The organism is Nocardioides sp. (assembly GCF_036503465.1).
In the GTDB taxonomy this organism is placed as follows: domain Bacteria; phylum Actinomycetota; class Actinomycetes; order Propionibacteriales; family Nocardioidaceae; genus Nocardioides.
On sequence record NZ_DASXWU010000010.1, the window covers coordinates 1 to 10,887 of the forward strand.

Annotated in this window: 12 protein-coding genes; 3 read left to right on the plus strand and 9 right to left on the minus strand. The window is 71.6% G+C overall.

All coding sequences use genetic code 11. The features are described from left to right. Positions 1-1,176 (minus strand): AMP-binding protein (locus VGK78_RS00935; protein ID WP_331525370.1); only part of this gene is annotated, 1,176 nt, incomplete at its 3' end. A gap of 45 nt (positions 1,177-1,221) precedes the next feature. Next, positions 1,222-2,145: an aminoglycoside phosphotransferase family protein gene (locus VGK78_RS00940; RefSeq protein ID WP_331525372.1), complete on the minus strand. Its 924-nt coding sequence runs from the start codon at positions 2,143-2,145 to the stop codon at positions 1,222-1,224. A 23-nt stretch (positions 2,146-2,168) separates the two neighbouring features. Here VGK78_RS00940 and VGK78_RS00945 point away from each other — a divergent pair, with 23 nt between their 5' ends. After that, positions 2,169-3,287: a DNA glycosylase AlkZ-like family protein gene (locus VGK78_RS00945; protein ID WP_331525373.1), complete on the plus strand. Its 1,119-nt coding sequence runs from the start codon at positions 2,169-2,171 to the stop codon at positions 3,285-3,287. A 221-nt stretch (positions 3,288-3,508) separates the two neighbouring features. On the opposite strand, the gene VGK78_RS00950 is transcribed toward VGK78_RS00945, so the two are convergent. The 5 genes from VGK78_RS00950 to VGK78_RS00970 all read right to left on the minus strand — a co-directional run bounded on the left by VGK78_RS00950 (position 3,509) and on the right by VGK78_RS00970 (position 8,121). Beyond that, positions 3,509-4,420 carry a GNAT family N-acetyltransferase gene (locus VGK78_RS00950; protein WP_331525374.1) on the minus strand — a complete coding sequence of 304 codons (912 nt, stop codon included), beginning with the start codon at positions 4,418-4,420 and terminating at the stop codon, positions 3,509-3,511. Next, entirely contained in the window at positions 4,417-6,285 is a 1,869-nt protein-coding gene (lepA, locus tag VGK78_RS00955; protein ID WP_414690611.1) for a translation elongation factor 4, read from the minus strand. Before lepA ends, VGK78_RS00950 begins: the two co-directional genes overlap by 4 nt. 199 nt (positions 6,286-6,484) lie before the next feature. Further along, positions 6,485-6,655: a hypothetical protein gene (locus VGK78_RS00960; protein WP_331525376.1), complete on the minus strand. Its 171-nt coding sequence runs from the start codon at positions 6,653-6,655 to the stop codon at positions 6,485-6,487. A 108-nt stretch (positions 6,656-6,763) separates the two neighbouring features. Then, positions 6,764-7,579, minus strand: a complete 816-nt coding sequence (locus tag VGK78_RS00965; protein WP_331525377.1) for a S8 family serine peptidase — start codon at positions 7,577-7,579, stop codon at positions 6,764-6,766. Beyond that, the gene (locus VGK78_RS00970; RefSeq protein WP_331525378.1) at positions 7,576-8,121 is read right to left on the minus strand and encodes a GAF domain-containing protein; all 546 of its coding nucleotides are present in this window, start codon (positions 8,119-8,121) and stop codon (positions 7,576-7,578) included. The genes VGK78_RS00965 and VGK78_RS00970 overlap by 4 nt, the downstream gene beginning before the upstream one ends. A gap of 67 nt (positions 8,122-8,188) precedes the next feature. On the opposite strand from VGK78_RS00970, the gene VGK78_RS00975 reads away from it, so the two are divergent. Beyond that, positions 8,189-8,848, plus strand: a complete 660-nt coding sequence (locus VGK78_RS00975) for a Crp/Fnr family transcriptional regulator (RefSeq protein ID WP_331525379.1) — start codon at positions 8,189-8,191, stop codon at positions 8,846-8,848. Positions 8,849-8,877: 29 nt separating this feature from the next. Here VGK78_RS00975 and VGK78_RS00980 read toward each other — a convergent pair whose 3' ends face one another. Beyond that, on the minus strand, positions 8,878-9,426 hold the full coding sequence (locus VGK78_RS00980; protein WP_331525380.1) for a maleylpyruvate isomerase family mycothiol-dependent enzyme: 549 nt from the start codon (positions 9,424-9,426) through the stop codon (positions 8,878-8,880). Between the two features lie 136 nt (positions 9,427-9,562). Between VGK78_RS00980 and VGK78_RS00985 the strand changes: the two genes are divergently transcribed. After that, positions 9,563-10,510 (plus strand): phosphotransferase, encoded by a 948-nt coding sequence (locus VGK78_RS00985; protein ID WP_331525381.1) that lies wholly within the window; start codon positions 9,563-9,565, stop codon positions 10,508-10,510. A gap of 2 nt (positions 10,511-10,512) precedes the next feature. On the opposite strand, the gene VGK78_RS00990 is transcribed toward VGK78_RS00985, so the two are convergent. Continuing rightward, on the minus strand, positions 10,513-10,887 hold a 375-nt coding region (locus tag VGK78_RS00990), incomplete at its 5' end, for a phosphotransferase (protein WP_331525382.1).

The window sequence follows — 10,887 nt, forward strand, 5'->3', positions numbered from 1 at the left end:
CCCCGCGACCTCGATCTCGCCGCGGTCGGAGATGCGCACCTCGGTGCCCGGCAGCGGCCGGCCGGCGGTACGGCTCCCCGCGTCGCCGGGCAGGGCGACGCTGACGGCGCCACCGGTCTCGGGCCGGCCGTAGGCCTCGACCACGGTGATCGTGTTCCCTTCGAAGAAGTCGGCGAGGTCGGCGTCCATCCCTCCGCCCGCGACCACCACGAAGCGCAGCCGGTCTCCGAACGTCTCCTGGACCTCGACCCGCACCCGCTTGTCGATCGACTTCTGCCGACGCAGCATTCCGCGTCGCTGGTTCTCCTCGATCCGGGTCCGCACCTGTTGGAGCATCGCGGGCGTCGCCGCGACGAACGTCGGCCGGACCAGGGCGAGGGAGGCGACCGAATGATCCGGCCTCCCCTCGAGAGCCGTCGGGAAGCCGCACGCCAGCTGGATCCCGAGCAGGGCCTGGGCGTACGCCGTGGAGAGCGGCAGCGCGACGTACAGCAGGTCCCCGTCACTCAGCTCCCCGAGCGCCGCGACGGCGGTCGCCTGGTAGGTCAGCGCGGCGTGGGTGAGTCGTACGCCGCGGAGGCCCCCGCGCTGGTCGTCGGCGTAAGGAAGCGCCGCCAGCCCCGGCCGGCGTACGGCGTACAACCGCTGCGACAGGGCTCGCGGCTGCGCCTCCAGATGCTCGCGTCCGAGCGCGAGCAGGCCCTCGAGCGTGAGCACGCGCGGGTCGGGGTAGTCCCCGTCGATCTGGACCACCCTGGTCACGTCCCGGATGCGGGCGCGGATCCGCCAGAGGGCGAGCGCGACGTCGTAGTTCTCCGCGAGAACGACCCGTGCGCCCGAGTCGGCCAGCACCCGAGCAAGCGTGCCGTCGTCGGCGTCCGGATCGACGGCGGTCACGGCGGCGCCGGCCCAGAGGGTCGCGAGGTATCCGAGGACCCACTCGTAGCGGGTCCTCGCGACCACCGCGACCCGGTCCTCGGGCTCGATGCCGAGTGCCAGCAGGCCGGCCGCGAGCCCCTCGACGAGCTCGTGCGTCTGCCCCCAGGTCGACTCCTGCCAACCGCCCTCGACGGGGTAGTAATAGGCGTCCTCGTCCGGTGACTCCTCGACGCGCCGCAGGAACATGTGCACCAGCGACCGCGGGCGTTTCTCGATCATCACCGGGTCGATGGCCACGCGTCCTCTTTCTGGTTCTCCGGTGCGGTCACTCTAGGGCCCCGGTCAGTCCTGAACCGCCTTGCTGATCGCCACACACCGGGTGATCCACTCCAGCTCGTCCGGGCGGAGAGCCCGGTCCATGCGCTGGGCGTCCTCGACCGACCAGTGGGCGTTGATGATCATCCGCACGATCACCCAGTCGCGGGCTCGGGCCTCGTCCAGACCCGCGTGGTCGACCAGGGTGTGGAAGCGCCGGCGTACGCCGTCCCGTACGTCGCCCGCGAACTCGTCGAACCGGTTCCACAGCATCGGCGCGGGCTCGTAATGCGGGTCGCCGGACATCGGCTTGGGGTCGATGACCAGCCACGGCTCACGGTCGCCGGCGAGGACGTTCTCGTAGTGCAGGTCCCCGTGGACGATCCGGCCGACACTGGCAGGATCTGAGACCAGGTCGCGCCCCAGGGAGAGCGTCTGCTCGACCAGACGGCGTGGGACCGGGATGTCGCGCGGCTGGGCGGCGAGGTCGTCCAGCCAGCGGTCCACGAACGACGTCACGGTGGCCAGCTGCGGGAGCGCCGGGCGGTGGATCCTCGGGTAGAGCCCGGCGACGATCTCGCAGGCCTCGACGTCCCAGGCCTCCGTCAGGTCGCGTCGGTGCAGTCGCTCGAGAAGCAGAGCACGCCGCCGGGGGTCGGCCCGCAGCAGGCGGACGACACCGTCGCCGTCCCAGTTCCGGAGCGCCACGGCCTCGTGCATCGACTCCTCGTCGCCGTCGAAGCTCACCTTCAGCACCGCGGGCGTCCCTTCGGCGGTCAGCACCGGGGCGACCAGCGAGCAGAACCCGTGCCACAGATCCTCCCCGTCGCGGGTCAACTCCCAGTCGGCCATGACGGCCGCGAACGTCTGCGGCAGCGCGTCGAGCCAGCTCCCCCAGTCCGGACCGAGCTCGCGCTGCTCGTCGAGGCCCGGTGGCAGCACGATCGACACGGCGTTCAATCTACGGTGGTGCCGTGACGGCGTACGACTGGGACGAGCTGCGCGGACTGACGCTGTCCCGGCAGTTCCCCGACGTCAGCGGTGTCGATGTGGACGCCGTCGTCGAGACCGTCCGCCGGATCGGACCGATCCAGTCGCAGACCGCCCGCTCGCCGTACGTCGCGCTGGGCGCGCGCCTGCCGGGCGTCACCCACGACGGCGTGACCGAGGCCTACGAGGCGCACGCGATCGTGCGCGGGAGCACGATCCGGGGCACCGTGCACACCTCCACCGCGGAGCACCACGCCCTGCTCGACGCGACCACCCGGGCCGGTCAACGGGGCCTGTGGCGGCGACACCTGCCGCTCCGGCACTCGGACGTCGAGGAGCTGTGGCAGGCGACGGAGAAGTTCGCCGCCGACGTGTGGCGCACGCCGGACGAGCTCGTCGAGCACCTCCGCGGCTGGCTGCGCGAGCACGACGAAACGGTTCCTGAGGCGATCGACCGGGGACTCGGCCGGTACCTCACCTTCGGCCACGGTGGACTGCTGCGTCGACCGCTCCGCGGTCCGTGGTCGGGTCAGGGCGCGGCCGGCTATCGCACGGCCACGGCGCTGCTTCCCGATCGCGAGGTCCCGGACGACCCGCTGCTGGAGGCGCTGCGCCTGCACGTCGCGTCGTACGGCCCGGCCACCCGCCGTGACGTGTCCTGGTGGTCCGGCCTCGGGCTGCGTCGGGTCGATGACCTGCTCGGCCGGCTCGACCTGACGTGGCGAGAGGGCCCGGACGGCTCGGCGTACGCCGACGTCCTCGATGCGCCGGCGCCCCGGGAGCTGCCCGGGGTCCGGCTTCTCCCCGAGTTCGACGCCGTGCTCTGCGGCTACGACCCGAAGGCCCGCGACCGGTTCGTCACCCCGGCCGACAACGAGCGGTTGTGGAACCAGCGCAACGGCTTCATGCTCGCGCCGCTGCTGGTCGACGGCCGGGTCGGGGGTCACTGGCGGATCGAGGGCACCGGCCGCTCGAGACACCTCGCGGTCACCTCGTACGCCGGCGCGCGCAAGCCCCGGAAGGCCGAGCTCGACGAGCCTGTCTCAGCTCTCTCCACCGCCCTGGACCTGCCCCTCACCTCCGTCACCGTCACCAGACGCTGACCCGGCTCTTAGCTGCATCAGAACCCGCCGACCCGGCTCTTGCCGACACCCAGCCGCGCCGACCCGGCTCTTGCCGACACCCAGCCGCGTCGACCCGGCTCTTGCCGACACCCAGCGGCGTCGACTCGGCTCTTGCATGCACCGAGGACAAGAGCCGGGTCAGCGTTCTCGAGTGTCGCGAAAAGCCGGGTCAGCGTTCTCCAGCGTCGCCAAGAGCCGGGTCAGCGCATGACCCCGGTGAGCCAGACGTCGGGGGGCAGGTGGGGCTTGCCGGGGATCGGGAGGAGTCGTTCGGAGACATCGTCGAGCACCTCGGCGATGAGCCGGCGCCAGAAGGCCGCGGCGCGGGGGTTCTCGTTCTGGAACGGCACCAGCCAGGCACCCGGATGCCGGGTGAGGACCTCACGGGCGAACGCGGCGGCGACACCGCAGCCTCGGGCGGAGCGGGTGACGAAGAACTCGCCCATCGTCCGGCGATCCCGCCTGACACCCAGCCGCACCAGCGCGAAGCCGCACGGCACGTCACCGAGCCGCGCGAGGTAGCCGACGCGGTCGGGGTCGTCGCGGTACGCCGGGAGCCGGCCCGCGTCGAACAGGCCCTCGGCGTCCGGTGCGCTGTGCCGGAACTCCGAGAGGTCGTGCTGGTAGAGCTGCCACAGCCGCTCGAGCAGGGGCCAGTCCTCGGGACCGATCTGGTCGACGCGCAGCGGCCACACCGCCTCGGTGACCAGGTCCCCGATGCCCTCGGGCAGCAGACCGAGCATCGGGAGCTCGCCCGCGGTGGCCCACAACGGCTGGAACCGGTTGTCCTCCGACTGTGCGTCGGCCTCGGGACCACCGAGCACCGGCTCGCCCTCGGGGACGTCGACCAGGAAGTACGACGCAAAGCGACCGCCCTGGTCGCCGTCGAAGAGGTGCCGGGCCGACGTCCCGGTCAGGGTGCACTCCTCGGCCAGCTCCCGGACCGCGGCCTGCTCCGCGGTCTCGCTCGGCTCGACGCGGCCGCCCGGCAGCACGGCGTACGCCCGCCCGTCGAGCCTCCGGGCGATCACCAGCAGCTTGTTGCCGCGGACCACCACCGCGACCGCCCGATGACCGGCGTCGGGTCCGCCGAGAGGGATCCGCTGGCTCACTTCTTGCCCGACTTCTCCCCCGTCGGGCCCGTGGAGAGCGCGGCGATGAAGGCCTCCTGGGGCACCTCGACCCGGCCGACCATCTTCATCCGCTTCTTGCCCTCCTTCTGCTTCTCCAGCAGCTTGCGCTTACGGGTGATGTCGCCGCCGTAGCACTTCGCGAGCACGTCCTTGCGCAGCGCGCGCACGGTCTCGCGGGCGATCACCCGGGCCCCGACCGCCGCCTGGATCGGAACCTCGAACTGCTGGCGCGGGATCAGCTCCTTGAGCTTGCCGGCCAGCATCACGCCGTAGGAGTAGGCCTCGTCCTTGTGCACGATCGCGCTGAACGCGTCGACGGTGTCGCCGTGGAGCAGGATGTCGACCTTCACCAGGTCGGCGACCTGCTCGCCGGTGGGCTCGTAGTCGAGCGACGCATAGCCCTTGGTGCGCGACTTCAGCTGGTCGAAGAAGTCGAACACGATCTCCGCCAGCGGGAGCGTGTAGCGGATCTCGACCCGGTCGGCCGACAGGTAGTCCATGCCCTGGAGCGATCCGCGCTTGTCCTGGCAGAGCTCCATGATCGTGCCGATGTAGTCGGACGGGCTCAGGATCGTGGCGCGTACGACGGGCTCGCGCACCTCGTCGATCTTCCCCGCGGGGAACTCGCTGGGGTTGGTGACCTCGTGCTCGGCGCCGTCCTCCATCGTCACGTGGTACACGACGTTGGGCGCGGTCGAGATCAGGTCGAGGTCGAACTCGCGCTCGAGCCGCTCGCGCACGATCTCCATGTGCAACAGCCCGAGGAAGCCGCACCGGAAGCCGAAGCCGAGCGCTCCCGACGTCTCCGGCTCGTAGGTCAAGGCGGCGTCGTTGAGCTGGAGCTTGTCGAGCGCCTCCCGCAGGTCGGGGTAGTCGTCGCCGTCGATCGGGTAAAGCCCGGCGAACACCATCGGGTTGGGGTGCTGGTAGCCGCCGAGCGGTGTGCTGGCGCCGTGGATCTGGCTGGTCACGGTGTCACCGACCCGGGACTGGCGGACATCCTTCACCCCGGTGATCAGGTAGCCGACCTCGCCGACCCCGAGGTCGCCGGCCTTCACCGGCTCCGGGCTGATCACCCCGACCTCGAGCATCTCGTGGACCGCGCCGGTCGACATCATCTTGATCCGGTCACGGTGGCTGAGCTTGCCGTCCATGACCCGCACGTAGGTGACGACCCCGCGGTAGGTGTCGTAGACCGAGTCGAAGATCAGGGCCCGCGGCGGGGCGTCGGCGTCGCCCACCGGCGCCGGCGTCTGCTTGACGATCTCGTTGAGGACCGCTGGGACGCCCTCGCCGGTCTTGGCGCTGACCCGGAGTACGTCGGACGGGTCGCAGCCGATGATGTGGGCGAGCTCCTCGGCGTACTTCTCGGGGTTGGCGCTCGGCAGGTCGATCTTGTTCAGGACCGGGATGACGTGGAGGTCGGCGCCGAGGGCGAGGTAGAGGTTGGCCAGGGTCTGCGCCTCGATGCCCTGCGCGGCGTCGACCAGGAGTACGGCGGCCTCGCACGCTTCGAGCGACCGTGACACCTCGTAGGTGAAGTCGACGTGGCCGGGCGTGTCGATCATGTTGAGCACGTAGATGCCGGGCTCCGCGCCCTGCTCGTTGTCCGGCTGGACCGTCCACGGCATCCGGACCGCCTGGCTCTTGATCGTGATGCCGCGCTCGCGCTCGATGTCCATCCGGTCGAGGTACTGCGCGCGGGCGCTGCGCTCGTCGACGACTCCCGTCAGCTGCAGCATCCGGTCGGCCAGCGTCGACTTGCCGTGGTCGATGTGGGCGATGATGCAGAAGTTCCGGAGGACCGCTGGGTCGGTACGACCCGGTGCGGGCGCGGACGGGATGGGCACGGCAGACCTTCGCGAGAACAGGGGATTCGATCGCGTCGATTCTTTCACGCGAGCCGGTCCGGCCCTCATTCGTCAGAGGGCCCCCGAGCGGCATGCGTGCACGACGAGGAGGCCCTACCCCCCTGGGCCTCCTCGTCGCCTGTGTCCCCCGTGCATCCGCCTGCCGGTCCCCCCAGCCGAGCGACGGAAGTCGTCAGTACCGGACGATGCTGTGCACGTGGTCGCTGTCGTCGCCGCGCGGCGGCTGGATGTGACCCTCGACGTCGTCGTCCTCCGGGCCGTCGACCTGGTACATCAGGTGGCCCTCGACGTCGTCCGCGTCCTCGACCTCGAGGCCGTAGAACTCGCTGCCCTGCTCACTCATCGTGCTCTCCCTCGGTCGCCGGCCCCGGTGGCCGCGTCGAGGGCCACTTTTCCGTCGGGGCGGACCACCGTCTGTCAGCCTCCTGACACAACGGAGAACGCCGACCGGTCAGCCGGTCACGCTGTTGATGCTGGCCGCCTGGAGCACCGCCTTGACCTGGAGCGGCGTCAGCCAGGGGTGCTTGCCGCGCATCAGCGCCACCATCCCGGTGACGTGCGGGGCGGCGAAGCTGTTGCCGGTGGCGGTGATGGAGCCGCGGTCGGCCCAGGCGACGTCCACGTCGATGCCCCGGGCGCCGAACTCCACCGGCGGGTGCGCGTTGTAGGCCAGCGCCATCTCCTCGTCGCCGGGGCGCGCGGCCACGGAGACGACCGAGGCGTACTGGGAGGGGTACGTCGGGCCCGGCAGGTTGTTCGCCGCGCAGACCAGGACGGTGCCGGAGAAGTACGCCTCGTCGGCGACCTCGTGCAGGGGCCCGAACATCGTCTCGGACTTGCTGGACAGGGAGAGGTTGGCGACCTGCATGCCGTGCTCGACGCTCCACCGGACCCCGGCGTGCAGCAGAGCGCCACGCCCCTTGAGGTTCGCTCCGAGCACCCGCACCGAGTAGATCTCGGCCTCGGGAGCCAGCGACCTGATGATGGCTGCGCACGCGGTCCCGTGCCCGACCAGGTCGTCGTGCGGCCCCTCGCGGTCGACGTACCCCAGGTCGGAGTCCGGGTCGAGCTCGAAGGCGACGGCGCCGGCGATGCCGCCGACGCGCGGGTGGTCGGCGTCGATGCCGCTGTCGACGACGGCGACCTTGATGTCGGCTCCGGTCGAGCCGCCGAACGCCCACTCGCGGACGCGGTCGATCGGCAGCCCGACCACCTCCTCGAGCGAGCCCCGGTCGAAGGCGGCCGACCAGGCGGGGGTGTTGCTCACTCCGTCCCGCCGCGGTCGGTCGCCTGCCAGGACTCGACCACCCGCAGCACGTCGCTCCCGAGGGTGGCCAGCGGCTGACCGGCCGGGTCCGCGCCGGCGGTGGCGGTGGTGACCAGCGCCATCAGACCGGCGATGGTGCCGAGCACGTGCAGCGTCCAGTCGCTGGTCTCGTCGACCACCGGGTCGAGCACCGACGCGACGCCGAGCACCTCGCCGTCGGCGTCGACCATCGGCGCGGCGTAGATCGCGGTGGGCACGTAGTGCGTGGACTCGGCCACGTCGCGCGCGAACCGCGCATCGGTCTGCACGTCGCGCACGGCGATCGGCTGCCCGGACATGGCCGCCCAGCCGGCGATGCCGCGGCTCACCGGGATGGTGACGCCCACGATCTCGTCGGCCCCGGCCCCGTCGGAGGCCACGAACTCCAGCGTCCCGCCGTCGTCGTCCACCAGTGCGATCGAGCAGGCCGCGGCACCGAAGAGGGATCGGGTGGCCTCGACGCAGCGGCCGAGGGCGGCGTCCACGCCGGGAGCGACGGTCATGCGCAAACGGTAGCGACCGGCGCGCACCTCGCCCCCGACTCGCCGCCCGCCTGATTGACTGGCCGCCGTGAAGGTGCCGAAGGTGCTTCAGTCGCTGCCGGATCCGGACGCGAAGCTCCTGCTCCGGGCCGGCAAGGTCAACACCTACGCGAGACGCGAGGTGCTCGTGCACGAAGGTGACGTCGCGGACTCCTTCCACATCGTCCTCGACGGTCGGGCCGCGGTCCAGGTGACGACTCCGGCGGGCGAGCGCGCGATCGTCAACATCCTCGGCCCCGACGACCACTTCGGCGAGGTCTCGCTACTCGGACGCGACGACCCGCGGCGTACGGCGAGCATCGTCGCGCTCGAGGCGGTCCGGACGCTCAGCATCCCGGCCGGGGTGTTCCGCGACCTCCGTGACCGGAACCCGCGGCTCGAGCACCTGGTCTCGGGCATCCTGGCCAGGCGAGTCGACGAGCTGTCGGCACAGGTCGTGGAGGCGATGTACGACAGCCTCGAACGCCGCGTCGTACGCCGGCTCTCGGGGTTGGCCACCATCTATCGCGCGTCGTCGCCCGAGGTGACGATCCCGCTGACGCAGGACGAGCTCAGCCAGCTGGTCGGCGGCACCCGCCCCTCGGTCAACCAGGTGCTCCGGCGGCTCGCCGACGACGGCCTGATCGAGGTACGGCGCGGCCGGATCCTCGTCCATGACGTCGCGGCGCTGGAGAAGGTGGCCGACTGAATCGGCTCACCCCCGGACGCCGGGCGTCGTCAGCTGTCCGGCGTGACCGTCCTCCCGGCGAAGGCTGCGATGCGCTGGTAGGCGTCGGCACCCTCGGGTGCAGCCTGCTCGGGCAGGAACGCCGCGCCGCGGTTGTCCGGCGTGAGGTTGTCCTGCAGGAAGGCGAGGCCGCGCTCGGCCAGCTCGGCGTCGAGCTCGGTCGTCGGCCGGCCGAGAGCCATGGCGAGGTCGTAGGTGTGCACCGCGAACTCCGCCGACTGCATGTCCGGTGAGATCGGGGCATCGCCTTCACCGACCGCGTCCCACGCCGCCCTCAGCTCGTCGGAGCCCGCACGGAACACGTCGGCCCGGTCGTCACCGACGTGCGGCGTGGGCGCCGACCAGTCGACCTCGTCGCCGCGCACCATCTGGGCGAACTTCGACGGAGACGCGGCCAGGTGGTCGACCAGCTCGGCGGTGGTCCAGTCGTGGCAGGGCGTGGCCGACGCAAGATCGACATCACCCACAGAGTCGAGCAGCGCGGCGGCTTGGTCGAGGCCGCGGGACAGTACGTCGAGCTCGTGGTCACGGTTGGTCATCCGGTCACCGTACAAGGGCCCGCCGACGCCGGTGAGCGTCCACGTCAGCAACAGCTGCGTCAGTCGTTCGCGACGGCGTACACGTGTCGTGGCAACCGGCTCGCGCCCCGTGCCGGACGTGGGTGAGGATGACGCGGTGACCACCGTCATCCCGAGCACGATCCCCCACGGTCGGACGGCGCAGCGCCTCGAGTGGTCACACCTGCCGCCGGTGGTACGCGCGCAGGTCGAGGAGCGGTGCGGCTCGCCGATCGTGGAGGCGGTGTCGCAGGGCGGCGGTTTCACCCCCGGTTTCGCGTCCGTGCTCATCTGCGAGGACGGGTCGCGACATTTCGTGAAGGCGGCCTCCAACGCCGCGCAACGGATGTTCGCCGCGTCGTACCGCGAGGAGGCGCGCAAGATGCGAGCCCTCCCGGACTCGGTCCCCGCCCCGCGACTCCTCTGGTCGTTCGAGGACGAGTGGGTGGTGCTGGGGCTGGAGTACGTCGCGGCGAGGCCCCCGAAGAGGCCGTGGCGTGCAGCCGACCTGGACCTCTGTCTCGACGCGCTCGGGGTGGTGGCCAAGCGGCTGACGCCGGTGCCGGCCGAGCTGGGCCTGGACCCGATCGCCGAGGAGCTCGCCGACTGGCCGGCGTTCTGGGAGGAGCTGCGCGGACGCCCAGACCTGCCGCACGCGGACGAGGCGGCCGCACTGGCGTCGTCGTTCGCGGACGTCGTGGTCGGCGACACCGTGGTGCACACCGACGTGCGCGACGACAACGTCCTGCTCACCACCGACGGCCGGGCGCTGTTCTGCGACTGGAACTGGCCGGTCGCCGGGGCCGCGTGGCTGGACTCGCTGTTCCTGCTGATCGGCCCCCGCGGCGACGGGCTGGACGTCGACGCGGTGATCGCCACCCGGCCGCTCCTGCGCGACGTACCTGCCGACCACCTCGACCGGGTGCTCGCTCTGGTCTGCGGCTACTTCCTGAAGAGCGCGGACGAGCCGGTGCCGTCGACCTCGCCGTACATCCGAGACGCCCAGCGCTGGCAGGGCGAGGTGGTGTGGGACTGGCTGTGCGAACGGCGCGGCTGGCGCCCATGACGCTAGCGGCAGAACGGCCGGAACATCGTGAGGTCGTCGTCCAGCCGGGTGATCCGGTCGAAGCCCCAGGTGTCCACACCGGGCCGGTCGACCTCCTCGAGGACCCGGCCGGCCAGGTCGGCGAGCGCGCGCGCGAGGAGGGCGTACTCGAGCTGGGTCGCGTCGAGGTCGCGTGCGCCGTACGCCGCCAGGAGCTCCGGGCCGTGCCCGCCCTCGGCGGCGACCCAGACGTCGCGCTCCCGCGGACCGAGGACGGCCCAGTCCCAGTCGAGGATCGCCGCCACCCGGCCGTCGGCCACGAGGAGGTTCTGCCCGAGGAAGTCCGTGTGGCACACGACTGGCTCGTACGCCGCGGCCCTCGCCCGCTCGGTCACCCC